23 protein-coding genes are annotated in these 25870 nt (G+C 61.7%); 17 read left to right on the top strand and 6 right to left on the bottom strand.

Translation table 11 applies throughout. The annotated features are described in order from the left end of the window. The 6 genes from ACE3PP_RS21310 to pseI all read left to right on the top strand — a co-directional run. Positions 1-619 (top strand): polysaccharide biosynthesis protein (locus ACE3PP_RS21310; RefSeq protein ID WP_374385329.1); only part of this gene is annotated, 619 nt, incomplete at its 5' end. A gap of 253 nt (positions 620-872) precedes the next feature. Next, positions 873-2243, top strand: a complete 1371-nt coding sequence (locus ACE3PP_RS21305; protein ID WP_374385333.1) for a surface carbohydrate biosynthesis protein — start codon at positions 873-875, stop codon at positions 2241-2243. 16 nt (positions 2244-2259) lie between these two features. Further along, positions 2260-3102, top strand: coding sequence for a class I SAM-dependent methyltransferase (locus tag ACE3PP_RS21300; RefSeq protein WP_374385328.1), 843 nt, complete (start codon positions 2260-2262; stop codon positions 3100-3102). Positions 3103-3115: 13 nt separating this feature from the next. Next, positions 3116-3811, top strand: a complete 696-nt coding sequence (locus ACE3PP_RS21295; RefSeq protein WP_374385327.1) for an HAD family hydrolase — start codon at positions 3116-3118, stop codon at positions 3809-3811. After that, the gene (gene pseG / locus ACE3PP_RS21290) at positions 3808-6837 is read left to right on the top strand and encodes a UDP-2,4-diacetamido-2,4,6-trideoxy-beta-L-altropyranose hydrolase (protein ID WP_374385326.1); all 3030 of its coding nucleotides are present in this window, start codon (positions 3808-3810) and stop codon (positions 6835-6837) included. Before ACE3PP_RS21295 ends, pseG begins: the two co-directional genes overlap by 4 nt. Next, on the top strand, positions 6837-7889 hold the full coding sequence (gene pseI / locus ACE3PP_RS21285; protein WP_374385325.1) for a pseudaminic acid synthase: 1053 nt from the start codon (positions 6837-6839) through the stop codon (positions 7887-7889). Before pseG ends, pseI begins: the two co-directional genes overlap by 1 nt. 38 nt (positions 7890-7927) lie before the next feature. Here the strand turns inward: pseI and ACE3PP_RS21280 are convergent, their stop codons facing one another. After that, the gene (locus ACE3PP_RS21280) at positions 7928-8383 is read right to left on the bottom strand and encodes a MarR family winged helix-turn-helix transcriptional regulator (protein ID WP_374385324.1); all 456 of its coding nucleotides are present in this window, start codon (positions 8381-8383) and stop codon (positions 7928-7930) included. Between the two features lie 149 nt (positions 8384-8532). Next, positions 8533-9558: an enoyl-CoA hydratase/isomerase family protein gene (locus ACE3PP_RS21275; RefSeq protein ID WP_374385323.1), complete on the bottom strand. Its 1026-nt coding sequence runs from the start codon at positions 9556-9558 to the stop codon at positions 8533-8535. 353 nt (positions 9559-9911) lie between these two features. Between ACE3PP_RS21275 and ACE3PP_RS21270 the strand changes: the two genes are divergently transcribed. From ACE3PP_RS21270 to hemB, 3 genes are all read left to right on the top strand, one after another. Further along, positions 9912-10373 (top strand): OsmC family protein, encoded by a 462-nt coding sequence (locus ACE3PP_RS21270; protein WP_374385322.1) that lies wholly within the window; start codon positions 9912-9914, stop codon positions 10371-10373. A 24-nt stretch (positions 10374-10397) separates the two neighbouring features. Next, positions 10398-11711, top strand: a complete 1314-nt coding sequence (locus tag ACE3PP_RS21265) for an O-acetylhomoserine aminocarboxypropyltransferase/cysteine synthase family protein (protein WP_374385321.1) — start codon at positions 10398-10400, stop codon at positions 11709-11711. Between the two features lie 139 nt (positions 11712-11850). After that, positions 11851-12888, top strand: coding sequence for a porphobilinogen synthase (gene hemB / locus ACE3PP_RS21260; RefSeq protein ID WP_374385320.1), 1038 nt, complete (start codon positions 11851-11853; stop codon positions 12886-12888). Positions 12889-13008: 120 nt separating this feature from the next. Here hemB and blaOXA read toward each other — a convergent pair whose 3' ends face one another. The 4 genes from blaOXA to ACE3PP_RS21240 form a co-directional block, all read right to left on the bottom strand. Further along, the gene (blaOXA, locus tag ACE3PP_RS21255; protein WP_374385319.1) at positions 13009-13818 is read right to left on the bottom strand and encodes a class D beta-lactamase; all 810 of its coding nucleotides are present in this window, start codon (positions 13816-13818) and stop codon (positions 13009-13011) included. A gap of 72 nt (positions 13819-13890) precedes the next feature. Then, positions 13891-14874: a YheT family hydrolase gene (locus tag ACE3PP_RS21250; protein WP_374385318.1), complete on the bottom strand. Its 984-nt coding sequence runs from the start codon at positions 14872-14874 to the stop codon at positions 13891-13893. After that, positions 14856-15704 carry an alpha/beta fold hydrolase gene (locus tag ACE3PP_RS21245; RefSeq protein WP_374385332.1) on the bottom strand — a complete coding sequence of 283 codons (849 nt, stop codon included), beginning with the start codon at positions 15702-15704 and terminating at the stop codon, positions 14856-14858. The genes ACE3PP_RS21250 and ACE3PP_RS21245 overlap by 19 nt, the downstream gene beginning before the upstream one ends. Further along, a complete protein-coding gene (locus tag ACE3PP_RS21240) occupies positions 15704-16855 on the bottom strand; it encodes a type III PLP-dependent enzyme (RefSeq protein WP_374385317.1) in 1152 nt (383 codons plus the stop codon). The genes ACE3PP_RS21245 and ACE3PP_RS21240 overlap by 1 nt, the downstream gene beginning before the upstream one ends. Positions 16856-16990: 135 nt before the next feature. On the opposite strand from ACE3PP_RS21240, the gene ACE3PP_RS21235 reads away from it, so the two are divergent. From ACE3PP_RS21235 to ACE3PP_RS21200, 8 genes are all read left to right on the top strand, one after another. Continuing rightward, positions 16991-18175: a CaiB/BaiF CoA transferase family protein gene (locus ACE3PP_RS21235; RefSeq protein WP_374385316.1), complete on the top strand. Its 1185-nt coding sequence runs from the start codon at positions 16991-16993 to the stop codon at positions 18173-18175. Next, positions 18172-20481, top strand: a complete 2310-nt coding sequence (locus ACE3PP_RS21230; protein ID WP_374385315.1) for a penicillin acylase family protein — start codon at positions 18172-18174, stop codon at positions 20479-20481. Before ACE3PP_RS21235 ends, ACE3PP_RS21230 begins: the two co-directional genes overlap by 4 nt. A 135-nt stretch (positions 20482-20616) precedes the next feature. Further along, entirely contained in the window at positions 20617-21477 is an 861-nt protein-coding gene (motA, locus tag ACE3PP_RS21225) for a flagellar motor stator protein MotA (protein WP_374385314.1), read from the top strand. Between the two features lie 34 nt (positions 21478-21511). After that, a complete protein-coding gene (gene motB, locus ACE3PP_RS21220; protein ID WP_374385313.1) occupies positions 21512-22519 on the top strand; it encodes a flagellar motor protein MotB in 1008 nt (335 codons plus the stop codon). 97 nt (positions 22520-22616) lie between these two features. Continuing rightward, positions 22617-23102: an RDD family protein gene (locus ACE3PP_RS21215; RefSeq protein ID WP_374385311.1), complete on the top strand. Its 486-nt coding sequence runs from the start codon at positions 22617-22619 to the stop codon at positions 23100-23102. Between the two features lie 69 nt (positions 23103-23171). Continuing rightward, positions 23172-23912, top strand: a complete 741-nt coding sequence (locus ACE3PP_RS21210) for an arginyltransferase (protein ID WP_374385310.1) — start codon at positions 23172-23174, stop codon at positions 23910-23912. Positions 23913-24036: 124 nt separating this feature from the next. After that, positions 24037-25152, top strand: a complete 1116-nt coding sequence (locus tag ACE3PP_RS21205) for a TRAP transporter substrate-binding protein (protein ID WP_374385309.1) — start codon at positions 24037-24039, stop codon at positions 25150-25152. Positions 25153-25228: 76 nt separating this feature from the next. Continuing rightward, positions 25229-25855, top strand: coding sequence for a LysE family translocator (locus ACE3PP_RS21200; RefSeq protein WP_374385308.1), 627 nt, complete (start codon positions 25229-25231; stop codon positions 25853-25855). Positions 25856-25870: the final 15 nt, after the last annotated feature.

The raw sequence follows: 25870 nt of genomic DNA, 5'->3' as shown, positions 1-25870 counted from the left end.
GCGCGTCGTCGCCCTGTCGACCGACAAGGCGGCCAACCCGGTCAACCTCTACGGCGCCTCGAAGCTCGCCTCGGACAAGATCTTCATCGCCGCCAACGCGCTCTCGGGCGGCCATGACCCGATCTTCGCCGTGGTGCGCTATGGCAACGTCATCGGCTCGCGTGGGAGCGTGGTCCCGGTGTTCCAGGATCTGGTCAAGAAGGGCGCCAAGACGATCCCCATCACCGACGACCGCATGACACGCTTCTGGATCACGCTGGAGCAGGGCGTTTCCTTCGTGCTCTCCAGCATGCAGATCATGCGCGGCGGCGAGATCTTCGTGCCGAAGATTCCGTCGATGAAGGTGAGCGAGCTGGCCGACGCCCTCGCCCCCGGTGTCCCGCACAACATCATCGGCATCCGCCCCGGCGAGAAGCTCCATGAAGTCATGATCACCGAGGATGACAGCCGCTCCACCGTCGAGCTCGACGACCGCTATGTCATCGAACCGGTGTTCACCTATTGGGAACGCCGCTCCTTCGCCGCCGACGGCGCCAAGAAAGTCGCCGAGGGCTTCCGCTTCGCCAGCGACATCAACACTCAGTGGCTCGATCACGAATCGCTCAAGAAGATGCTGTGAGTAAGCGGCTGGAAAAACAGAGAAATTGGACCATCGCCAGCGAGCCCAAACACACCGAGGTTTGCGATATACCGCCAAGTCGCGGTAAATAGGCTCAGCCCAAGCCACACGGTTGTTGGCGTGCTGGTCGCCGGGTGTCCGGCTCGGCAATTAACTGCTTGATAATAGGGATATTTTTTAGTTGACGCGTACCCCATCAGGAGTTGTCGAAGCGCGCTCACCCAACGTCGCGGGTCTGCAGCGCCTTCTCTACATGCCGATGGAGATTGCCTCCCGCGAGCTTGATTCGCGCCTATTGCTGGCGACCCTGGCATTGGCCCGCGGCTTTGAAGTGGTGCTGGGTCAAAAATGGCTGATCGAACGCAATGTCGATGACATGCCCCCCGGCATCTATCTATCCAAGACGCTGACCCAGCGCGACGCAAGAGCGATGGCCCGCGCCAAGGAAAAGGGCTATCTGATCGCGGCAATCGAGGAGGAAGTTCCCGGGCTGGTCACCAAACCGGACGAGCTTCGCTGGATCGCGGACGAAGCCGTCCGCACTGCCGATGCCATCTTCATCGGCGGCGAGACCAACGCTCAAGCCATGAAGACCCGCTTTCCTTACGCTGCGGACCATGTGTTCAAGACGCTCAACCCGCGCTGGGACCTGCTCCGGCCCAACTTGCGCCATATCCACGACGGCGAGGCCGATGCCATCCGCGCCCGCTACGGCCGGTTCATTCTCATCAACACGAATTTCGGCTGGACCAATTCCGAAAAGGGACCGGCGGAATTCATGGTTCAAGAGCAAGCGCGCCAGGGAAAGATCGACCTGTCGACTGCGGAAACCAGGCAGTTCCTCGACGACTTCCTCCGCATGGAACGCGAGAACCACACGGCCATCGTGTCCATCGTCGAACAAGTGCTTGCCAGCGATCCGGATGTTTCAATCGTCCTGCGCCCCCATCCGAGCGAGCGTTTGCAGACTTGGACTGAACATTTTGCCGGTTCCAAAAGGTTGCTGGTGGTTCGTGAAGGACCATCGGTCCCCTGGATCATGGCGTCCGAATTGCTGATTCACACCAACTGCACGACCGGTGTCGAAGCAATCGGCCTCGACAAGCCAGCCTTGTGTGTTCAGGCAACAACCAGCCCCGTCGTCGCCCGCTATCTGGCCAACCGCGTCAATCCCGTTGCCAGTTCAATCGCTGAAGGTGTGGAGATGATCCTCAAACACCTATCCGGCAAACAGCGGATCGACTACTCACCAGCCATGCGGTCCTGCTTCGTCGACAGCATGAGCTTTAGCCCAGATCATCTCGGCGCCGAGCAGATCATCGACCAGCTGGAATCTCTGGTCCGGACGCGCGAGGGCGGCGCGTCTGTCGGATCGAAATGCAGCGCCTGGCGAACGTCCTGGGACTATCAATGGAACTTGAAAGACAAGAACGTCCGGGGCACATTATTTCCCGATTTCAGCAACGCGCAAATCCTGGCAAGCCTGACACGCATGGCCCGGACGCTCGATATCAACCTCAAGCCCAGCGTGTATCATTGTGGGTCGAAAGTTGTATTGCTGACCGAGAAAAAGCTCGGCGCGATGGCGCATTTTCGCCAGTTCATCGGCAGCACGTTCAAATAAGGATTGGTCAGAAGCGATGAGTTCAGAGGCGATGAATCTCGGTGATATCGAGCGGCACTGGCGGAACTGGGCTGTTTCGTTCGGCAAGGATTTGCGCGCCACGACCAAAGGACGCACCGCCAAGATGATCGAAGTGGCGGCTCTGGGCCGCGTCATCGATCTTGCCCAGCGCGAAATCGGCCGTCCGCTCGAGATACTCGAAGTTGGGTGCGGGAACGGTTTCAACTGCAGCTGGATCGCCCAGAATTTTCCGAAATGCCACGTGCGCGGTGTCGATTATATTCCCGAGATGATCGAGGCCGCCAAGCTGCGGCAGCAGGAAGATTCAATCCCGTCCGACCGATTGACCTATCAGGTCGGCAACGCTCTTGATCTCAGCGACGTGCCCGGGTCCTACGATGTTGTTTTTACCAATCGGTGCCTGATCAATCTGAACACCTGGGATTTGCAGTCGCAGGCCTACCGGCAACTTGTTTCCAAAGTGCGTCCCGGCGGTTACGTCGCGACGATCGAGAATTCCGTGCCGGCGCGTCAGCGCCAGGACCAGTTGCGCAAGTCTGCCGGCTTGTCCGAACGCCCGATCGACAAATTCAACACATTCTTCGAGGCGGAAGCCCTTGAGAATCTGGCCAAGGAAAGTGGGCTGGACGTTGTCTGCAATGACCATGTCAGCAGCCTCCACGACCTCATGCTCTATGTCCTGCTGCCCATGACCAATGGCGGCATCATCGATTACGAACATCCGCTCGTCACTGCCGCCGCGCAGATCAATATCGAACTGACAAACAATCTGCGCCTCGACCTTGGCCCCGTGGGACAGAATTTCCTGCTTCTCTGCCGGAAACCTCGACAGGATTGAGCCGGCTTCGGCAATGCACGCGCCAACGCTACATGACAGCGATCGCAAACGCCGCGCGCTCCTGCTCGATTTTGACGGAACGCTGGCCGACACCCTTCCCGGATTGCGCCGCACCTATGCCGACTTCCTGGCCGAAATAGCAGCCGAGGACAAGGCACCGACCTTCGAGCAAGCCAATGGGGCGAATCTCTTCGAACTGATCCGGTCATTGGCGGAAAAGTTCGCTCCCCACCGGGACGCGGAAAAGGAGTGGCAGACCTATTGGACGCGGGTCGAAGAAGCGGTCGGCCTATCCCTGCCATCGCCTGGCGCCCGGGAATTGATCGGCTGGGCTCGGGATCGCGACTGGCTGATCGGTATCGGCTCGGCCAGCCGGACACCGGTCATCCAAGCCTGGCTGGCTCGCCATGACCTGACCGCTGCCATCGATTGCGTCGTCGGCGCGGATCAATGCCGCGCCAGCAAGCCGGATCCCGAGATATACAACCGGCTTGTCGAATCGCTGAATGCCGACCGGCAGAACTGTATTGTCGTTGAAGATTCCAGATCCGGCATCGAATCGGCCACCAGAGCCGGTCTCGACGTCATCTGGTTGACGGAAAGCCGGGCACCGGACATCCTCCCGCCCAAGATCGCCTGTTTTGCAAGGGACCTCGACGCCGCCCTCCGTTATATCAGGCAGCGGTTCGAGCCAGGGAGAGGGTCGTGATTCACTCGGTTTCGGTTGTGCGCATTACGGACAATCCGATTGCCACCCTGGTTTCGGTCACGCAGGATATTCCTGAAGAGATCGAGCAAACCGCCACCACGATCTGGCAGGGTGAGAGCGAGCGGCGGGGCGGCGATCTCTTCAACGGCGAGATCGTCTCCGTAACGTCGATCAACGGAAGCAAAATCTCCGGACGGCGCGCCGAATATCGCTGGCTGCTGGCCCAATCGCGCGACCCCTCCGTTTTTCAATGGTCCCAGGTTCGACCGCTCGCCGTCACCGGGCTGCTGCTCTGCCGGGAGGGTATCGTCATCGGCCTGCGCAGCAGATCTGTCTACCAATTCCCGGGCCTGTGGGAACTGGCGCCTTCAGGTTCGGTCGATTTGAGCACCTATGACCAATCCGGCGCGATCAATCTGCAAAAGCAGTTGATGCAGGAGCTGCGTGAGGAAATCGGGATCGAAGAAAGCTCGGTCACTGCGGTGCGGCCGCTGGCCATTGCCAGCGACGCCCACAGCAATGTTTTTGACGTGTGCTTCAAAGTGGAAACCGATCTGAGCTGGTCCGAAATTCAGGCGATTTCTGCGTCAAAGGCCAGCGACGAGTACGACAGCCTCAGCCTGCTGAGCCTTGAGGATGTTCCGGAGTTCATCGCCAAGAACAAGGCCAGCATCACACCGCTTACAATGGCTCTGCTGCAGATGACCATCAATGAGCGGGTCATGGCGGCGCTGCCCTCCGGAACGCCGCAAGCGAATGCCAAGAAACCCTGTACGGCGATCATCGTGCAGGCCCGGATGGGCTCTTCTCGTCTGCCGGGCAAGATTGTCGAAGAGATCGGCGGTCGGGCAGTCCTCTCGCATGTGATCCAGCGTCTCCAGGCGGTAAAGAATGCCGATGTCGTCGTCATCGCGACAACCGACCAGACCAGCGACGACCCGATCGTGCAGTTGGCGCAAAAATGCGGCGCTGTCGTCTTCCGAGGGGACGAGAAGGATGTGCTGAGCCGCTATCTGGGTGCTGCGCGCATGGTCGATGCCGACGTGATCCTGCGGGTCACCAGCGATTGCCCCCTGATCGATCCCTGGGTATGCGAGAAAGTCATCAAGGCGCGCGAGCAGCAGGATGCGGATTACGCGGCCAACAACATGCCGCGGCTTTTCCCGCATGGCCTCGATTGCGAGGCGTTTACGCGGGATGTGCTTGAACAGGCTGCCTCCGAAGCAACGGAAGGCTATGACAGGGAACATGTAACACCTTGGATGCGGCGCAGTCCGGACCTGCGACGCGTCAATGTGATCGGCCCCGGCTGGCCTGCCAATCAGCAGCGCTGGACGCTCGACTATCCAGAAGATCTAACGTTCTTCCGGCAGTTGTTCGCCAATCTGCCGAGTGACAAGATTCCGACTTGGCAAGACGCCTTGTCCAGGATCAACGAAATTCCTGGCCTCGCAGTGACGAACATTCGCCACCGCGTCGGATCGGCGATGGCCAACGATCCTGGAACGCGGACGGTCATCTTTCGAACGGTCGCGGACGAGAAAATCGGTACCGGTCATGCCATGCGTTGCCACGCGCTTTGGATGCGGTTGGAATCTCTGGGTTGGCGCTGCCTGTTGGCGGCCGATGAGAAGAGTTGCGAATTTCTAGGTAGCACCGTGCCGGCCCGTGTCCAAATCAGGCTGCAGGGGCAGGATGCGCAAGATCATGCAGCACAGATTGCTGCCTCGGCAGGCGCTTGCGATGTGCTGATTATCGACGATTACGCGGTCACGTCGGAGTTCGCGACGGCGGCTAGGCGCTTTGCCGCGCGCATTGTCTATTTTGACGATCTTGCAGACCGGGCGCTGGATGCAGACGTCATTGTCAATCCGACTCCCGGCGACTGGAATGCCCGCTATGCGAGCTTGAACGGCAAGCGCAAGGCCCACCTGCTGCTGGGGCCGGACGCCGCTCTGCTTCGGCAGCAATTCATGGGAAGGCGCGCGCAGCAACAGCAGGCGGTCGAAAGCAAAGACAAGAAATCAGTGTCGAGAGTCCTCATCGCCTTCGGCGGCGTTGATCCGCTGGATGGCACCGGACTGGCGCTCGACGTTCTGAAGGACATGCCGGGCCTCAGCGTCGATGTCGTCCTGGGAAGTCAGGCACCGCATATCGAAAGGGTCCGATCCCAAATTGCCGCCTGCAATGGCCGTGCTCGCTTGTTGACGGACGTTGCCGATATGGCCGGGTTGATGGCTTCGGCCGATCTTGCAATTGGTGCCCCGGGTACGTCGGCTTGGGAGCGCAGCTGTATTGGCCTCCCCTCAATTCTCGTCGGGATTGCTGAAAACCAACGCTTCAATGCGCAAGTGATCGAACAAGCGGGTGCGGGGCTGCTCGCAGGCTTCCTGACGACGGAAGCCCGAGCAGACGTTGCCAAGAAACTTGCCGCGCATTTGACCAATCTGCACGCCTCGCCTGATTTGCAGCGCCGCATGGCGCAAGCAGCCTTCGACATCTGCGATGGTCGCGGCACACAGCGCATCACTGTCGCACTGCTTTCAGCGCCCACGCTGCGCGATGGGCGCAAGCTGGACCTGCGTGTTGTCGAGGCCCGCGACGAACAGATGCTGATGGAAATGCAGCGCGTGCCGGAAACGCGCCGCTACGCGCTCAACCCGGCGATCCCGACCGCGGAAGAGCATCATCGTTGGCTGATGGAGCGATTGTCGGCTATCGCGGACTGGTTCTTGATTGCCGAAGTGGACGGCCAACCCGCTGCCTTCGTGCGATTGGACTGGATCGGCGAGGACAATGGCCGGCCAGAGTTCCTGATTTCGATCGCCACGGAACGATCCTATCATCGCCGGGGCGTTGGCGCGGCGTTGCTGAAGGCAGTCCGACAGCTGGCGCCGGGCGCCCATTTCTATGCCAAGATCCTGCCCGATAACTTGGCCTCGCTGGCACTCTTCATTCGGGCAGACTACCAATTGGCTGCGGACGGCTATTTCCATTCTTACCCGTCCCAGCGCAAGGAGGATTGATGCAGCGCGTAACCATCGCTGGTCGCGAGATCGGCCAGGACCGTCGCCCCTATGTCATCGCCGAGCTCTCGGCCAACCATAACGGCAGCCTGGAACGTGCGAAGGACATTCTGCGCGCGGCCAAGAAGGCCGGCGCCGATGCCTTGAAACTGCAGAGCTACCGCGCCGACACGATCACGATCGACCATGACGGTCCGGATTTCCGCGTCAGCGGCGGCTTGTGGAACGGGGCGCGCCTCTTCGACCTCTACAAGGAGGCGGCGATGCCGTGGGAGTGGCATGAGCCGCTCTTTGCCCTTGGCCGCGAACTCGGCATTGCCGTTTTCAGCTCGCCCTTTGACCACACGGCCGTCGACATGCTGGAACAGCTGGGGGCACCGGCCTACAAGATCGCGTCGCTGGAGCTGTGCGATATCCCGCTCATCCAATACGTCGCCCGGACCGGCAAGCCGATGATCATGTCGACCGGGGCCTCGGAAGTGGGCGAGATCGCCGAGGCGGTTGCCGCGGCCCAAGGCGCCGGCTGCAAGGAGCTGATCCTCCTCAAATGCACCAGCGGATATCCGACGCCACCGGCCGAGAGCTATCTGCGCACCATTCCGCACCTCTCCGAGATGTTCAACTGTGTGGTGGGCCTCTCTGATCACACGATGGGAACCGCGGTGCCGGTCGCGGCGACGGCCCTTGGCTCGGCCGTCGTCGAGAAGCATTTCACCTTGGCGCGCACCGATGGTGGCGTCGATTCGACCTTCAGCCTGGAGCCGGCCGAGCTTGCGCAAATGATCGAGGCGGTGAATGTCGCCTGGGAGGCTCTGGGCACCGTTCATTATGGCCCGAGCGCTTCCGAGGCCGGGATCCGTCCGCTGCGCCGGTCGCTCTACGTCGTCAAGGATGTGAAGGCCGGCGACATCATCGGCGCCGAGAATGTGCGCTCGATCCGTCCTGGTAAAGGATTGGCGCCGAAGCACCTGCCGGACGTGATCGGCCGGCGCGCGACGCGCGATTTGAAGCGTGGCACGGCCGTCGACTGGACGATGCTGGCAACTGAATAAAGGTGAATTGGGGGCCTTCGCTGGCCCCCTCGCCTGCCTTACCGCGGGGCGTAATCCATCGAGGCAGCCCAGAAGCGCTCAAGGCGCCGGAGAGTCAGATTGACACCATCCAGCTCGCCATCCTTGAAGGTCTCATTGTTCAACGCCGACAAGTGCTTATCGTACATGTCGTGCATCTTTTGCACGACAGCCAGCGCCTTGTCCGAGAGCTTCACATGGACCGCGCGGCGGTCATGTGGTGAGCGTTCCTGAATGAGATAGCCGTTTTCGACCATCTTCTTCACGTTGTAGGAGACGTTCGAGCCGAGATAGTAGCCGCGGTTGGTCAATTCACCGACCGAGAGCACATCGCTGCCAATATTGAACAGGATCATGGCCTGGACGTTGTTCAAGTCCCGGATGCCCTGGCGATCGAGATCTGCCTTGATCACTTCAAGACACTCGCGATGCAGGCGCTCAACCAGCGCGATCGTTTCCAGATAAGCTTTTTTCACCGCTAATCCCCAGTAGCGTTGCGCGCCCGATAATGGTCGCGAGTCGGCCTCAAGCTAGCTATGCATCGTAAAGCAATGGTTAATCCGGCGCTAGCCTCGTCTCTGCCCAAATTCGCTTTTTTCGCGTCAGGCACAGTGGTTAGGACCTGTCACCGGGTCTGTGGCGCCCAGTCCTTAATACCCGGCACGGGTTCAAAATAGCCCTCGACGGCCGCCGCAGGCACGTCCGCCCAGTCGGCCGGGTGCCATTTCGGGCTGTGGTCTTTATCGACGAGCTGGGCTCGAACACCTTCGAAAAAGTCGGTCCCGGCCATGAAATGCTGCGAGAGACGGAAGTCAGTCTTGAGGATCTCGGCGAGGTCCCGGCCGCGCGACCGGGTGAGGTGCGCGAAGGTCACCCGCAGGCTGGTGGGCGACTGCGCGCGCAGGGCCTTGAGGGTCTCGCTCGCCCATGTGTCGCGCCGCGCCGCCAGCACGGTGACGATCTCGTCGAAGGATTTCAGGCTGAAAACGGGTTCGATGAGGGGTACCAATTGGTCGATTCCGGCTTGCTCGACGGGGAGCTGCAGTTCATCCAGCCGCTCGATGGCGACCTCGCCCACCCGGCCGCTGCCGACAAAATGCTTGGTGAGCCCCGCCTTGATCATGCCGGGGCCACGTAGGTTCAACCCGAGAAGCCCCAGTGCCAGTGCCAGCGACGGCGAGGCACGATTGAGGAAGCTGCCGGCGCCGACATCCGGGAACAAGCCGATACGGCATTCGGGCATTGCAAACAGCGTCTTGTGCGTCACCACCGGATGCGAGCAATTGAGCGCGATGCCGGCTCCACCGCCCATCACGATCCCGTCCATGATCGCGATGATCGGCTTCTTGTAGGTCGCGAGCCGGTAGTTGAGCTGATATTCGCGCCGGTAGAAATCTTCGAGATAGCCGAGATCGCCGCGCTTCTTGGCTTCATAGGCGGCCTTCACATCGCCGCCGGCACAGAAGGCCTTGTCGCCCGCGCCGGTGATGATGATCGCCTTGATGTCGGCACGCATCTCCCAGCCCGCCAGTTGCGCGCTGATCGCATCGATCATGTCGAGGGTCAGGGCATTGAGCGCCTGGGGCCGGTTGAGGACGATGCGGCCGTGGCCGTTCTCAATGGAGAAAAGGACGTCTTGGAAGGAACTCATGAATCTAGGGCGCCCGCGCGGTTATAAAATGATCCTGGTTCTTCTTCCATGTGAAGGACGCCGTCAAGCCGGCTTGACAGCCGGGCCCGCCGGGACCATTCTCCGCCCTGCGCCGATTTGAAGCTCAGCTTGCGGGCGCTTAATAAATGCAGCTAAAGCGCGGTTTTAGAAAGAAACCGGTTTTGGCTGCCCGCCCGTCGATTGACGCGGCGGGTTTTGTCGTTTTGGCCTGGTCCACCTAATGGACCCGCGGAATTTGAGGGGCAGCTTGCACCGCGTCACCAAGAGCTAAAGCGCTTCGATGCCTTGGCCCCAGGCGAGTGACTTGCCTATCTGAAGGAGGGCTGACGCGAATGACCAACCATACCAACACCACCATCCAGCATTTGCAGGATGAGATTCGCCGCGAACCCAAATGCGCCCAGGTAACGCTGAAGGCCCGGGCCGGCGCTGCGGTCGCACGCCCTGAAGCCGATCAAGTACAACGCGTTCTAGAGGCCTTGGCCGGGAGTCTCGCTGCCAGCTATCGCTGCTTCGCCGTCGCGCTCGATATCCCATTGGCGGGTGTCGAAATCAGGGTCGAGGCGGGGTTGGACCTGCAGGGGATTGCGGCCGCGGCCGATGGCGTTCGTCCAGGACCCGGCAATCTTCGCGCCGAGGCGCGCCTGACAAGCGGCGCCGACATCCATGACCTGGAGCGGTTGCGCATCACGGTCGAGCGGCACGATCCGGTCCTGGACCTGCTGCGCAATGCCACGCCGACCCGTCTTGAGATTACCATAAATTTGCGAGACAATAATTCACTTGCCGCATAGAATATCACACACTGGAGACGTAAAATGACTGCCAGCAAGCATCCTGAAACCATCGTTCTGCACGCCGGCCACCGCCGCGACAGTGCCACGAATTCGGTCGCCGTGCCGATCTACCAGACGACGTCCTATCAATTTGACGACAGCTCCCACGCGGCCGATCTTTTCGGCCTGAAGCGCTTCGGGAACATCTACACCCGCATCATGAACCCGACGACCGCCGTCCTTGAAGAGCGGTTGGCAACCCTGGAAGGCGGTGTCGCCGCCCTCGCCGTTGCGTCGGGCCAAGCGGCCTCGGCCTTCTCGATCCAGAACATCGCCAAGGCGGGCGACAACATCGTCTCCTCGACCGACCTTTATGGCGGTACCTGGAACCTGTTCGCCAACACGTTCAAGGACCAGGGCATCGAAGTGCGCTTCGTCGATCCGAAGGACCCGGAAGCCTTTGCCAAGGCGACCGACGACAAGACCCGCGCCTATTATGCCGAGACCCTGCCCAACCCGAAGCTGCGCGTCTTCCCGATCAAGGAAGTGGCGGATATCGGCCGCAAGCTGGGTGTGCCGCTGATCATGGACAACACGGCAGCGCCGATCATCGCCCGCCCGTTCGATCATGGCGCAGCCATCGTCGTCTACTCGACCACGAAATATATCGGCGGTCACGGCACGTCGATCGGCGGCGCCATCATCGACGGCGGCAATTTCGATTGGGAAGCCAATGCCGCGCGCTTCCCCGGCCTCAACCAGCCGGACCCCTCCTATCACGGCGCCGTCTGGACGCAGGCCGTGAAGCCGCTGGGGCCGATCGCCTATATCATCAAGGCGCGTGTGACCTTGCTGCGCGACCTCGGCGCCGCGATGAGCCCGTTCAATGCCTTCCTTTTCATCCAGGGCCTGGAAACGCTGCCGCTGCGCATGCGTGAGCATGTGAAGAACGCCCAGGCGGTCGCCAACTATCTCAACAGCCACCCGTCAGTGAGCAAGGTCATCTATCCGAGCCTTGCCGGCGGTGAGGAGAAGCGTCGCGCCGACGCCTACCTCAAGGGCGGCTACGGTGCCCTGCTCGGTTTCGAGATCAAGGGCGGGCTGGAAGCCGGCCGCAAGTTCATCGACTCCCTGAAGCTCCTCTACCACGTTGCCAATATCGGCGACGCGCGGAGCCTCGCGATCCACCCGGCCTCGACCACCCATTCGCAGCTGACGCCGGAAGAGCAGCTGTCGAGCGGCGTCTCCGACAGCTATGTGCGCCTGTCCATCGGCATCGAGCATATCGACGATATTCTCGCCGATATCGGCCAGGCCCTCGACGCCGCCACCGGCAAGGCGAAGGCGGCGGAATAACCACCCATCGTTACCGGGTGCCGGCCCCATCGCCGGCACCCGTCTTCTCCCTGCGGCGCCGGCGCCTGTTGCACACAGGTTCGGTACGTTGTATCCGACGGTAATCTTTCTGATTTGAAGCCGCCGCCAGGATCCGCCGATGACCGAGCACAGCCATGATGCCCATGCCAAGCGCCAGCCGTTTGGCCAGTTTCCCCGCATCCGCATGCGCCGAAATCGGCAGGAAGACTGGTCGCGCCGGCTGGTGGCGGAGAACGCCCTTTCGGTCAACGATCTCATCTGGCCGGTTTTCGTCAAGGAAGGCGGCCCGGCGAAAGAGGCCGTGCCGTCGATGCCCGGTGTCGACCGGCTGACCATTCCGGCCTTGCTCAAGGCCGCGGAAAAGGCGGCGAAGCTCGGCATCCCAGCCCTCGCCCTTTTCCCCGTCGTGCCGCGCGACAAGAAGTCGCCCGACGCCGAGGAAGCCTGCCGCGCCGACAATCTGTGCAATCGCGCTGTCCGTGCCCTCAAGAAGGCCGTCCCCGAAATCGGGATCATCTGCGATGTGGCGCTCGACCCCTACACGGATCATGGCCATGACGGGCTGATGCAAAAGGGCGAGATCGTCAACGACGCGACCATCGAGGTCCTGATCCGCCAGACCCTGGCACAGGCCGATGCCGGCGTCGATATTGCCGCCCCCTCCGACATGATGGACGGGCGCATCGGTCGCCTGCGCGATGCCCTCGATGCAGCCGGATATCAGCGGGTGAAGCTGATGTCCTATGCGGCGAAGTATGCGAGCGGCTTCTATGGCCCGTTCCGCGACGCTGTCGGTTCGAAATCTGCGATCGGCAAGGGTGACAAGCGTACCTATCAGATGGACAGCGCCAATGGCGACGAGGCCTTGCGCGAATGCGCGCTCGACGTCGCCGAGGGTGCCGACATGCTGATGGTGAAGCCGGGCCTCCCCTATCTCGACATCGTCTGGCGCGTGAAGGAAGCCTTCAAGATGCCGGTCTTCGCCTATCAGGTCTCAGGCGAATACGCGATGATCAAGGCCGCCGCCCAGAACGGTTGGCTCGACAATGACCGCGTCGTGATGGAAAGCCTGCTCTGCTTCAAGCGTGCCGGCGCCGACGGAATTCTCACCTACTCCGCCATCGAAGTGGCGGAGAAGCTAGCGAAGGCGAAGTAGGCCTCCCCCCTCTCATTCGTCATCCCCGGGCTTGACCCGGGGATCGGTTGCGACTGGGCTCTGTGCTTCAGTTGCAGGCTGATGCCCGGGTCAAGCCCGGGCATGACGGATTGGAGGAATTCACAACTTCCCCAGTACCCCCGGCAGCCACTCAAGCGCGCCTTGCTTGGCGCGCATGCCGGCGAAGGATTTCTGCTTCGTCTTGTCTTCGATGAGGCGCACGAAGACGATTTTGCGGCCGTCTTTTTCCGCCCAGCCGACGAACCAGCCGAGTTGACGCTTTTGCGCATCCTTGGAGCCGTCGGCATTGCTGAGGAAACTGGTGCCGGTTTTGCCGGAGACGGTCCAGCCGCTGTCGAGCTTGGTTTGCGGCATCGATGCATAGGTCATGTCGAAGGCCTTCCCTGAAACCGGCAGCGAGCGGTCGAGGAGTTTCTTCAGGAAGGCTGCCTGCTGCAGCGGTGTGATCTTCAGCGAGGAGCCGAGCCAGGCCTGCGTGAGGCCGTCATCCTTGCCGGAATTGCCGCTGACATCCTTGTTACCGTAATCGAATGCTTCGACATAGGAGCGGAACTTCTCCATACCCAATTTCTTGGTGAGTTCCTGGCTGTACCAGACGACGGATTTGTCGAGCCAGTAACGCGGGGTCACAGTCGTCTTCCAATTCTCCATCCAATCGGCAAATCCCGGCTGGAAGTCCCAGGCCGGATGTTCGGCATCTACCAGGATGTCGGAATCGAAGCCCATCACCGCCAGCGGCACCTTGAAGGTTGAGGCCGGTGTGACAGCACGGTCGCATTCGCCTTCATGCAGCAGCTCGGCACCGCTCGCCGCATCGACGAGCAGCGAGCAGGTCACGTCAGCGTGTGCCGCCTGTGCAGCGGTGCCAGCCAAAGCGACAAGCACGACAGCGATAATCCTGTTGAACATCAGCGTCCCCTGAATTGAGAAGATCGCCTGTATATGGATGGCTCGGGGCAAAATTATGGCGGCGACACTGTGTCAGTGCGCTTTGTGCCGCAAGATGTCGAGGAAGCGGAGAATGGCAAGATCGTACCAGGGGCGGTCGAGGCCGATGCCGTGGAAACCGACATGGCCGCCGGAGACCGGCAATTTGAGATGCAGATAGGGGTTGTCGTCCCAATGCACCTGTCCATAGGTCTCGACGGGAATCCAGGGATCGTCGGAGGCGTGAATGACGAGCGTCGGCACGCGAATGCTCCCCAAACGCGGCGCGGCGGAGCATTCGGCGTAATATTCCTCGGCATCGCGGAAGCCGGCCTCCGGTGCGACGATGCGGTTATCGTATTCGGTGATCGTGCGGATGTCCTTGGCGTCCAAGCCCCGCTCCTTGCGCATCCCTTCGATGAGATGCGCATGATAGAGCCGGTTGCGCTTCGAGGTGATGCAATGCGCGGCCGCTCGGAGATCGATCGGCGCCGAAATACTGACGGCACCGAGGAGATCGGCACTGGCGCCAACCTCAGCGAGATATTTGAGAACGACATTGCCGCCCAGCGAGAAGCCGATGACCACGATGCCGTGCCGCTTCAGCTTGTGATCGAGATCGTGGATGACGCTCGCCACGTCCTCGCTGCGGCCGGCGTGATAAGTGGTCTTGGCGAAATCGCGCCCGGGCCCCGCGCCACGCAGGTTAAGCCGCATCACCGGATAGCCGGCGGCCAAGAGATGCGCGGCGCTGACTCGGCAATAATAACTGTCTTCGCTGCCAGAGAGGCCGTGGACAAGCAGGATCAGCGGGCGGCGGGCGGCATGGGTCGGACGATGGAGCTTCGCGATCAGCCGATCACCGCTGCCATCATGGCAGGTGAAGATATAACCTTCGCCCGGCCATTGATCGAGTTCGTCCTTCGGCGGGCGCAGCCAGTTGCGCAAGGTCTGCAGATCGCCGCCCCGCCACAGGCGTAACGGCCGGAACGGCGGCAGATCGAATTTCTGCAGGATCCTCAGCTCGCCGTCAGCCATGCCTCGATCACGCTTATCTGGTCCGGCGCCATCAGGGCCGGCGCATGTCCCATGCCGGGAAACGTCACCAATTTGGCGCGCGGGCCGCGCCGGGTCATCTCGTCGGCTGTCTGCGGCAGCAGCAAATCGGAATCCCCACCGCGCAGCAACAACGTTGGAATGGAGATGCGGTCCCACAGCGCCCACAGGTCCCAATCCTGCACCGCCTTCTTGACGTTCTCCGCGATGGCCGGATCGTAGGCGAGACCGAAGGTGCCATCGTCGCGCCGCCGGTGACCGTAGGCGACGAGATGCTGCCACTGTGCGTCGGTCAAAGGGCCGAACGGTGCCAGCACCTTTTTGAGATGCGTCTCCAGCGAGGTCAGCGACGAGAAGCGATTGTCGAGGCCGACATAATCCGCAATGCGCAACAAGGCCGCCTTCGGCACGAAGGGCCCGACATCGTTGATGACCAAGCGTCGGATCGGCGAGCCGGCCTGCGCCGCCAATGTCATGCCGATGAGCCCGCCCATCGACGTGCCGACCCAGTCGAGCTCGGTCACATCCAGGCGCGCGATCAACGCGGCCATGTCGGCGCAATATTGCGGATAGCCATAGTGCGCCGGGTCGCGCAGCCATTCACTGCGGCCGCGACCGACGATGTCGGGGCAGATCACGCGGGCGGACTTTGCCAGTTCCTTGGCGAGCGCGTCGAAGTCGCGACCGTTGCGCGTCAAACCGTGACAGCAGACGATCGTGCGCGCCGCTTGCGGATCGCCCCATTCAGCATAGGCGACACGGTGGAAACCGGCCGGGCTGAGGCCGAGGAACGATTTCTGCCGCGGCTCCATCAAGCGACCGATCCGATCGGTTGATCATGGACAACCACCAGGGTTTCCGGCGTGAAGCCGTTGAAATGCGTGGCAAGCGCGTTTGAATAAGCACCGACCCGGTCGATTTCGATCCAATCGCCCTCGTCGATATCGGCGGGCAGCGAGAAGGTCGATGGCAAAACGTCGAGGGAGTCGCAGGTCGGTCCGTTGAGCGTGAAATCCATCGGCGTCCCTGAGAACTGGCCATTGAGGCGATGCGCCCGCGCCGGCAGGCGAAGGCCGGCATCGACCATTTCCGAGAGCGAGCCGTAGATTCCGTCATTGATGTAAAGCTGATTGTCCTTGCGCAGCTGCACCTGCGTCACCACCGACACGGCATGGGCGACAAGGGCACGGCCGGGCTCGCACATCAGCACGCAGTCGCGGCGGAGTTTCAGGCGCTTCACACCCTCCTCGATTTCGTGGATGAAATCCTCGAAGGGGGGCATGTTGGTGCCCAGATATTGGGCGGGGAATCCGCCGCCGACATCAAGGCCGACGATATCGACCTTCGCCTTCTCGAGAATCTCACCGGCAATCTTCAAGGCCTCGGCATAGGCGCCGGGGACAAGGCATTGCGACCCGACATGGAAGGCCAGACCGACGCGGCAGCCGCGCGATGCCGCCTCGCGCAGGATCGCAGCGCTCTCATCCGCTTCGGCACCGAACTTCGCCGCCAGATGATAGAGCGCGCCATCGACCGGCGGCGTCTTGAAACGGACATAGATGGTAAGGCCCTCGGCACCGCCCGTCTCGGTCAGGATCTTGTTGAGCTCGCTGATATGGTCGACCACATAGGTGTCGATTTCATAGACCTTGGCAGCCGTACCGATCACCGCCCGGCCCTTCACCGGATGCATGAAATAGCAGGCAGCGTCGCGGAAGGTTTCGCGGACCTGGGCGATCTCGGGCAAGGAGGCCGTGTCGAAATGCCGGATGCCGGCCTTGTGCAGGGCGCGCAGAACCTCGGGGTGCGGGTTGCATTTCACGGCATAGAGGACGCGCCCCGGAAACTGGTCGAGGAAGCGACCGGCGGCCTGGCCGATGATATCGGGCCGCAGGCAATAGACCGGATAGCTCGGCTTCAGCGCCTCGATCATGCTGCGCACGCTGTCGAATTCCTTGGCCATGGCGTACCCCCGAGGCTTCCTTTAGGCAGATGAACGGCTTCTAGCCGATGGGCCGCCGGTTGTCACCCGGCCCCGGGATCAGCTATCTACATGCCCAATCAACAAGTCAAATGAATGACAACAGGGGATTTGAGCATGACGCAATCCGGCCAGGCGCCGACGGCCAAAGACATCCGACAGCAGGGGCCACTGGCCGGGATCGTCGTCATCGACCTGACCAGGGTCCTGGCCGGCCCATTTTGCACCATGCTGCTTGCCGACCTCGGCGCCCGGGTGATCAAGATTGAAAACCCAAATGGGGGTGACGATTCCCGGGCCTATGGCCCCTTCATCAACGGCAAGTCCGGCTATTTCATCGCCCAGAATCGCGGCAAGGAATCGATCGCGCTGGATTTGAAACAGAACGCGGACAAGGCCATCCTGCATCGCCTGCTGAAACGTGCCGACGTGCTGATCGAGAATTTCCGGCCCGGCACGATGGCGCGCCTCGGCTTCGGACAGATGGCGCTGAAAGAAATGTACCCGCAGCTCATCTACGCCTCGACTTCCGGCTTCGGCCAGACCGGCCCCTATGCCGACCGGCCGGCCTATGACATCATCGCGCAGGCGATGGGTGGTATCATGAGCATCACGGGACATGAAGGAAATGAACCGACGCGGGTCGGCGCGTCGATCGGCGATCTCGGCGCCGGCCTCTTCACCACGATCGGCATCGTCTCGGCGCTGCATCACCGCAACCGTTCGGGCGAAGGGATCACGGTCGACGTCGCCATGCTCGACAGCCAGTTGGCCCTCCTTGAGAACGCCATCGCCCGCTATTACTCCAGCGGCAAGGCACCGAAACCCTTGGGTGCCCGCCATCCGTCGATTGCGCCCTTCGAAGCCTACCGGACGCAGGATTCGCATGTCGTCATCGCCTGCGGCAATGACGGGCTGTTTCGCACCTTTTGCGAGGTGATCGAGCACCCGCACCTCGCCGACGATCCACGCTTTGCCACCAACGCCAAGCGGTCTGAGAATGTCATTGAGTTGAAGACGGCTTTGGAGGCGTTCCTGACCGGAAAGACGACGGACCATTGGCTCGACCTCTTCAATCGCACCGGCATCCCATCGGCGCCGATCAACGACGTGGCGCAGGCGATCCACGATCCGCAGGTCCAGCATCGGCAGATCGTGCTGCCGGTCGACGATGACAGCGTGGCGCCGCTGGCCGTTGCTGGTTCGCCCATCAAATTCTCCGGCTTTCCTCAGGCGACCAGCCGGCCGCGTGCGCCGGAACTTGACGAGGACCGGGCGCGGATCCTGGCGGACTTTCCTTGATCCTGCGCTGGTCCCTGCGCCTCTTCCTCGGCGCGCTCCTCCTCATCGCGATCGTCTCCGGCGGTGGCTTCCTGTGGCTGCGTACCAGCCTGCCACAGGAAGACGGCACGCTTTCCCTACCCGGACTTGCGGCCGAGGTCAGCATCACGCGGGATGATCGCGGCATACCGACCATCAACGCACAGTCCCTGCCCGACGCCTATTTCGCACTGGGCTTCGTTCATGCGCAGGACCGCCTCTTCCAGATGGATGCCATGCGGCGCCTGGGTGCCGGGCGCCTGTCCGAACTCCTTGGGACGGCGACGCTTGAGACGGACCGGCTGATGCGTACGCTCGGGCTCTATCGGTCGGCCGAGGAACAGGTCGCCGCCGCGAGCCCCGCCCTCAAGAGCGCGCTTCAATCCTATGCGGCCGGCGTCAACGCCTTCATCGACCACCATTCCGGCGCCTTGCCGCCCGAATTCTACCTCCTCAACTACCAGCCGGAGCCCTGGCAGCCGGCGGATTCGCTCGTCTGGGGGCGCCTGATGGCGCTCGACCTTTCCAACAATTGGAAGAGCGAAAGCGACAATCGCGCGCTTCAGCGTGGGCTGCCGCCCTATCTCTTCGACCTGCTCGTTTCGGCGCCGTCGCCGGCACGGGCATCGAACGACGACGGTCTGCCAGCTTTCCGCCAGCCGCTCAGCGAGGCGTCGAATTCCTGGGTCGTCGGTGAGCAGCGCAGTGCCAGCGGCAAGCCGCTCATCGCCAACGATCCGCATCTGGGATTGGCGATGCCCGCAACCTGGTATCTCGCCCGGGTCGAGACGCCCGACTATACCTGGACCGGGGCGACCGCGCCCGGGCTGCCTTTCTTCATGATCGGCACGAACGGCCGGGTTGCCTGGACCTTCACCACGACGCATAGCGATACGCAGGACCTCTTCGAGGAGAAGCTCGTCGCGGGTCAGCCGGATCAATATTTGACGCCTGATGGACCGGCGACAATGACGACGCGCGAAGAGAAGATCGCGGTCAAAGGCGAGGCCGATGTCACGCTCAAAATTCGTGCGACCCGGCATGGGCCGGTCGTTTCCGATCTCGGCGGCGATCCGCCACCCCCGGATTCGGTCCTGGCCCTCGCGTGGACGGCGCTCCTCCCCGGCGATCGCACGCCGGAGAGTATCCTCGCCGTCAACCGGGCACACGATGCGGCCGCGCTTGAAGTAGCTCTCGTTGATTTCCACGCGCCGCAGCAGAATGTGGTCTATGCCGACAGCGAGGGCGTGACCGGCTTCATCGCGGCCGGCCGCGTGCCGGTGCGGCGCAACCTCTTCGCTGATAGCCGACTGCCGGCCCCCGGCTGGAGCGGCGCATATGATTGGACCGGCACCTTGCCGATGTCGTCGCTGCCGCAGCTGCGCGGCGACAGCAACGACTTCCTGGTCACCGCCAACAACGACATTCGGCCCCAGGGCTACCGCCCCTTCATTACCGCGGATTGGCCCGACGACGCCCGCGCCAAGCGGATCCGCAGCCTGCTGGCACCGCAGGAAGGGCTGACCCTCGATGCGCTGAAGAAGATCCAGCTAGACAATCACTCGGCGCCGGCCCTCGACTTCGTCCGCCATTGGCAGGATGCCGCCGCAGCCGCCGATCCAGACCTTGCCGCGATCCTGGCGCACTGGGATGGTAGCATGGCGCGGGATGCCGCTGCCCCGCTCATCGCCACCATCTGGATCGATCGGACCGCACGGCGGCTTCTCGCCGACGAAATGCGCGGCCATTTCGACGATTGGTGGTTCTGGCAGGTCGACCGGCTGGAAAGCGTGCTGGCCGACGGCCATGCCTGTAACGATATCCAGACCCCAGCGGCGGAGGGTTGCGCAGACATCCTGGCCGAGGCACTACGCGACACCCGCCGTGATCTGGCCGCCGCCTATGGCGCCGATCCACACCAATGGCGCTGGGGCGACAGCCACAGGGCACCCTTTGACCATCCGGTCTATCGGCAGATTCCGATTCTCGGCGATCTCCTGTCTGCCGATTTGGCTACCGACGGGGACTTCTTCTCAATCAATCGCGGGACCATCCGGCCGCCACGCCAGGGTGTTGCCCTTCCACACGTGCATGGCCCCAGCCTGCGCTTCCTGATGGATCTCGCATCGCCGGATGATGCCCTCTTTGCCCTGGCCGGCGGACAGTCCGGTAATCCCTTCTCGCCGCACTACCAGGATGGGCTTGGCGACTGGCGCGATGGCGTCTATCGCAAAATCGGCGGTGGCGGGGTCGCACAGCTTGTCCTGGAACCGTCAGCGCAACCCTGAATCGGCAAGAAATCCAGCAGGGGCAAGAGGCTAATTTGAACTGCAATTCAAGCCCTTGCCCCGACTCCTAAACCAAGTATTAACTAAAACCGGCCATCTTGGGGCGAAATCAAGTGGGGCGGGCCTCGGCATTCCATGCTGGTTATTGTCGGTATCATCGTTGTCTTCGGCTGCGTTTTTGGCGCCTACGCGGTGCATGGCGGCCATTTGGGCGTGCTCTGGCAGCCCTCCGAATTCGTCATCATTCTGGGCGCCGCCGTCGGCGCCCTGATCATTTCGAGTACCAAGACCGGCCTAAAAGCCGTTGGCGCGGCCTTCAAGCGCGCGCTCAAGGGTCCGCATTACAAGAAGCCGGACTATCTTGAGCTCCTCTCGGTGCTCTATCAGATCTTCCGCCTGGCCAAGACAAAGGGCATGCTGGCACTGGAACAGCATGTTGAAAAGCCGGACGAGAGCACCCTCTTCGCCCAATTCCCCAAGTTCCAGCATGACCACCATGCGGTCGAATTCCTGTGCGACTATCTGCGCATGATGACGTTGGGAACGGAGAATCCGAACGAGGTCGAAACGCTCATCGATGCTGAACTGGAAACGCACCATGCCGAGCTTCATGTCGGCGGCCACGCAATCCAGAACACGGCCGATGCCATGCCCGCCCTCGGTATCGTCGCCGCGGTGCTGGGCGTCATCCACACGATGGGCTCCATCACCGAGCCGCCGGAAGTCCTCGGCCATCTGATTGGCGCAGCACTTGTGGGTACGTTCTTCGGTATCTTGATGTCATATGGCGTCTTCGCGCCGATCGCTAGCTCGGTCAACGCGACGGACAATGCCGATTCCAAATATTTCCAATGCATGAAGGCGGGATTGCTGGCCCACATGCAGGGCTATCCGCCCGCCGTGTCTGTCGAATTTGCTCGCAAGGTTTTGTGGTCGACGGAACGGCCGAGCTTCTACGAAGTCGAGCAGGCGGTGAGCGCCCTGCCGGCGCCGTAACGCTTGCACGCTCTCGCGCTGAAAGGTCTGCCAGATGGCGGATGAAAGACCAATCATCATCAAGCGCATCAAGAAGTCGGGTGGCGGCCATCATGGCGGCGCCTGGAAGGTCGCCTATGCCGACTTCGTGACCGCGATGATGGCTTTCTTCCTGCTGCTGTGGCTCCTTGGCAATACCACCGAGGAGCAGAAGAAGGCGATTGGCAACTATTTCAATCCCACGATCGCCATCTCCTCATCCTCGACCACCGTCGCCGTCATGGATGGCCAGCCCCAGGTCATGGAAACCACCGCCGGCGGTGCTGCCGCCGAGGTCGATGTCGAGGAAGATGGAACCGGCCAGACTGGTGATGGCACCGGCCAGACCGATGAAGGCGAGGCGCCATCGGCACAAACCCAGGGCGAAAAGCCGGTCGACGAAAAGCAGGCCGAAGCCGCGCTGAAAGCCGCCGAGACCAAACGCTTCGAAGAAGTCAAACAGCAGATCCAGCAAGTTATTGCCCAGACGCCGGACCTATCCGGGCTTGAAGACAATCTGAAGATCGACCAGACACCCGAAGGTCTCCGCATCCAGCTCCTCGACAAGGAGAAGGAGTCGATGTTCGCGTCCGGCAGCGCGCAGATGGCCGAAAAGAGCCGCAAGCTGCTGTCATTGGTGGCGCACGCGGTGAAGAACATGCCGAACAAACTCGCCATCTCCGGTCACACGGATGCCACGCCCTATGCCGGCACAGATGGACGCAGCAACTGGGAATTGTCGTCTGATCGCGCCAATGCGGCCCGTCGCGTGCTTGTCGAGAACGGGATCGATCCGGCTCATGTGCGCAATGTGGTCGGGCGCGCCGATACCGACCCATTCATCAAAGACAATCCCAACGACCCGCAAAACCGTCGCATCTCAATCGTGCTTCTCTCCGAGGTACACGCACCCGATGCAGCCGCTGCGGGCGCAGCGCCGGCAGCCGCGCCGGCCGAACCGGCTTCGCCGCCAGAGGAGATTGTTCCCCCGGCACAAAGCAATGAATCCGGGTCGGGCGGCTGACTTTTGCGTGATGATCGCCAGCGCTCTTGCGCTGCAGGCCCAGCCCTCACATATACCGGCAGCCACATAATGGGGATTGCCGCCCGTGACCAATAGAATGCCGCCGCTCATCGAACTCGGCTCGCTCGGGGACAACCGATCCACTTTGGACCTGGACGACCCCAGGCTTTACGACGGCATCCTGTTGCGTCGGACCTTTGCCGCCTTTCTCGATTTCGTCATCGTCACGGTAATCGCCAGTCTGCTCTGGTTGGTTAATTGCGCAGCAACCCTGGGCACTTTGGGACTGCTGTCACTGCCGGCCTTTGTTCTTGCCCCGGTCGTGATCCATTTGGCCATGAGCACCTTTCTTGTCGGCGGCAGTCGCAGCGCCACATATGGGATGCGCGCCTGCGGCGTCCGCCTCATTGGCCGGAATGGCGGTCGTGTCGACCACGTTCAAGCCTTTCTGACGACGGCAATGTTTTTCGCCAGCGTATCGATTTTCTTCCCAATCCTGCTGGTCGGCTTCTTCACGCCGCGTTCCCGTCTGGTCCACGACATTGTCGTTGGCACGCTGGCGATCCGCGACGAGGTCAAATGAGACGGGCGAACTGACGCCCCTGCCCCGCCGATATTGGCATGGCCACCCAGATTGCCCTAAACTGGAGGCATGAGCGTCCAGAGCCGCAGCTTTCCGATCAGCTTCATGGTGACCACCGAGGTCCCGTGCCCGTATCTGCCTGATCGGATGGAACGCAAGATCATCACCGAGCTTTCCGGCGGTCAAGCGACGGAAATGTTCGAGCTTCTGTCCCGTGCCGGGTTCCGCCGCAGCCATTCCATTGCCTATCGACCGGCCTGCGCCGGGTGCAATGCCTGCGTCCCGGTGCGGATCGATGTGGCAAACTTCAGCCCATCCCGCTCCCTTCGCCGCGTCCTGGCGCGTAATGCCGATCTGGCGTCGGAAATCCGGCCGGCGCACCCGACGCAGGAGCAGTATCAGCTTTTCAGCCGATACCTGGACATGCGCCACAATGACGGTGAAATGGTCGGCATGGGTCCGCAGGACTATGCCAGCATGGTGGCGGACAGTCCGATCGACACGCGTATGATCGAGTTCCGCGATCCAGCGCGCTCACTTGTCGCTGCCTGCCTCACCGATTGGAGTTCGGACGGCATTTCTGCCGTCTACAGCTTCTTCGCCGCAGATCAGGTCCACAAAAGCCTGGGGAGTTTCGTCGTTCTCCGCCTGATCGAACTCGCCGCCCAGATGGGATTGCCTTATCTCTATTTGGGCTACTGGGTGAAGGGCAGTCAAAAAATGGACTATAAGCGCCGCTTTCAGCCGTTGGAGCGGTACGGTCCGGACGGTTGGCAACCGTTGGCGTTTCAGGAAGGTACCTTGAAATGACCCATTCAGGCCGCTTTTCTTGCCCATTGTGACCTGTTAGTTTCCGGCGCGAGACAGTTAACGGGCTTTGGGGCGACCGCCCCCGGACACGGCCGAGCGCCCATCGACCAGATTGAGGAATGCCATGCGACGTCGTCGCTTTTTGACCGGTGCCCTGACGGCCGGAGCCGCGGGCGCAGCCACCACGTTGGGCAGCACTTTTCCAAAGCCCGCCTTGGCCCAGGAACGTACCGAATGGAAAATGGTGACGGCTTGGCCCAAGGGACTGCCGGGTCTGGGTTCCAGTGCTGAACGGCTGGCCGAGCGCATCAACCAATTGTCCGGCGGCCGTCTGGTAGTGAAGGTCTTTGCCGGCGGTGAACTGGTATCTCCGCTTCAAGGATTTGCCGCGGTCTCGCAGGGGACGGCGGAAATGGCGCATGACTTCTCGCTCTATCATATCGGCCAGATGCCGGCGGCGGGCTTCTTCAGTGCCGTCCCGTTCGGCCTGATCCCCAACGAATTCAACGGCTGGATCAACTTTGCCGGTGGTCAAGAGCTGTGGGACGAACTCTATGACGCCGCCGGCGTCAAACCGTTCCTGGCCGGGAATACTGGCGTGCAGATGGGCGGCTGGTTCCTGAAGGAAGTGAACAGCGTCGCCGATCTGAAAGGACGCAAGTTCAGCATCCCCGGCTATGGCGGCGAAGCGCTGCGCAAGTTGGGCGTCGATGTCATGCCGATGGCAAGCGGCGAGTTGTTCGCCAAGCTGCAAGACGGTGCCATCGATGGTGCCGAATGGGTCGGGCCCTATAACGACCTGTCCCTAGGCCTCTATAAAATAACGAAATTCTATTATTGGCCCGGTTTCCAAGAGCCCGGTACGGGCCTTGAGTGCATCGTCAACAAGGGGAAGTTCTCCGCCCTACCCGACGATCTGAAGCAGATCGTCGCTGCTGCTTGCATGGCGGAGAACGGGCTGACGGCAGCTGAATATAGCGGCCGCAGCCCGGCTGCCCTGGCCACGCTGGTCAACGAACATGACGTGCAACTCAAGAAATTCTCGCGCGACGTTCTTATCTCGTTCGGCAACGCCTCGAGCGAAGTCGTGCAAGAGGTTCTCGACAACGGTGACGATGTGACCAAGCGCATCGTCACCTCCTATCTGAAATATCGGAAGACCACCCTCACTTGGACGCGCGTCAGCGAAGGCGGCTATCTCGCGGCCCGCGATCTCGGCTTCGATTATCCGACGGGCTGACCGCCCGGCAATCCCGCGCTGGACGATTGGTGAAGGCTGTGGCTTGCTCTTCCCATCCACAGGGTGGGAGGCAGTCATGTTATGGGAGACTTGGGCGGCATTTGCGGCAGCGTCCGCCCTGCTGATGATCATTCCCGGCCCTACCATCCTTCTGGTCATTTCCTATGCACTGGGCCAAGGATGGCGAGCCGCTCTGCCGATGGCGATCGGTGTGGCACTCGGAGATTTTACCGCCATGTCCCTGTCGATGCTGGGCCTTGGCGCCCTGCTGTCGACCTCGGCCACTATTTTCACCCTCCTCAAATGGTGTGGCGCCGCCTACATGGTCTGGCTCGGCATCAAGATGTGGCGGGCGGGAGGACGCTTGAACACCCAGCCGCGCCGGGATGCGGCCGGTGCGCTGTACATGCTGGGCCATGCCTGGATCGTGACTGCGCTCAATCCGAAAAGCATCATCTTCTTCGTGGCATTCTTACCCCAATTCATTGATCCGAAACGGGATTTTCTGACCCAGATGCTTGTTTTCGAAAGCACCTTCCTGGTGCTCGCCTTTGCCAACGCATTCGCCTACGCCCTTCTGGCCTCGCGCGCCCGTGCCGCCATGGGCAGCGAGCGCATGATCGGTTTCGCCAACAAAGTGGGGGGCTCGCTGCTGATTGGGGCGGGGGCACTGACCGCCACGGCCCGGGCAGCCCAAAGTTGACTGGCTCAACTGCAG

It is taken from the genome of Dongia sp., assembly GCF_041910485.1.
Taxonomy (GTDB): domain Bacteria; phylum Pseudomonadota; class Alphaproteobacteria; order Dongiales; family Dongiaceae; genus Dongia.
Note: the sequence above shows the minus strand (reverse complement) of the source record. Positions and strands in the feature narration are given on the sequence as shown.

Coding starts and splice junctions, on each gene's coding strand:
- ACE3PP_RS21305 (WP_374385333.1), top strand. CDS start 873: ATGCCGATGGAGATTGCCTCCCGCGAGCTTGATTCGCGCCTATTGCTG.
- ACE3PP_RS21300 (WP_374385328.1), top strand. CDS start 2,260: ATGAGTTCAGAGGCGATGAATCTCGGTGATATCGAGCGGCACTGGCGG.
- ACE3PP_RS21295 (WP_374385327.1), top strand. CDS start 3,116: ATGCACGCGCCAACGCTACATGACAGCGATCGCAAACGCCGCGCGCTC.
- pseI (WP_374385325.1), top strand. CDS start 6,837: ATGCAGCGCGTAACCATCGCTGGTCGCGAGATCGGCCAGGACCGTCGC.
- ACE3PP_RS21275 (WP_374385323.1), bottom strand. CDS start 9,558: ATGAGTTCCTTCCAAGACGTCCTTTTCTCCATTGAGAACGGCCACGGC.
- ACE3PP_RS21270 (WP_374385322.1), top strand. CDS start 9,912: ATGACCAACCATACCAACACCACCATCCAGCATTTGCAGGATGAGATT.
- ACE3PP_RS21265 (WP_374385321.1), top strand. CDS start 10,398: ATGACTGCCAGCAAGCATCCTGAAACCATCGTTCTGCACGCCGGCCAC.
- hemB (WP_374385320.1), top strand. CDS start 11,851: ATGACCGAGCACAGCCATGATGCCCATGCCAAGCGCCAGCCGTTTGGC.
- blaOXA (WP_374385319.1), bottom strand. CDS start 13,818: ATGTTCAACAGGATTATCGCTGTCGTGCTTGTCGCTTTGGCTGGCACC.
- ACE3PP_RS21250 (WP_374385318.1), bottom strand. CDS start 14,874: ATGGCTGACGGCGAGCTGAGGATCCTGCAGAAATTCGATCTGCCGCCG.
- ACE3PP_RS21245 (WP_374385332.1), bottom strand. CDS start 15,704: ATGGAGCCGCGGCAGAAATCGTTCCTCGGCCTCAGCCCGGCCGGTTTC.
- ACE3PP_RS21240 (WP_374385317.1), bottom strand. CDS start 16,855: ATGGCCAAGGAATTCGACAGCGTGCGCAGCATGATCGAGGCGCTGAAG.
- ACE3PP_RS21235 (WP_374385316.1), top strand. CDS start 16,991: ATGACGCAATCCGGCCAGGCGCCGACGGCCAAAGACATCCGACAGCAG.
- motA (WP_374385314.1), top strand. CDS start 20,617: ATGCTGGTTATTGTCGGTATCATCGTTGTCTTCGGCTGCGTTTTTGGC.
- motB (WP_374385313.1), top strand. CDS start 21,512: ATGGCGGATGAAAGACCAATCATCATCAAGCGCATCAAGAAGTCGGGT.
- ACE3PP_RS21215 (WP_374385311.1), top strand. CDS start 22,617: ATGCCGCCGCTCATCGAACTCGGCTCGCTCGGGGACAACCGATCCACT.
- ACE3PP_RS21210 (WP_374385310.1), top strand. CDS start 23,172: ATGAGCGTCCAGAGCCGCAGCTTTCCGATCAGCTTCATGGTGACCACC.
- ACE3PP_RS21205 (WP_374385309.1), top strand. CDS start 24,037: ATGCGACGTCGTCGCTTTTTGACCGGTGCCCTGACGGCCGGAGCCGCG.
- ACE3PP_RS21200 (WP_374385308.1), top strand. CDS start 25,229: ATGTTATGGGAGACTTGGGCGGCATTTGCGGCAGCGTCCGCCCTGCTG.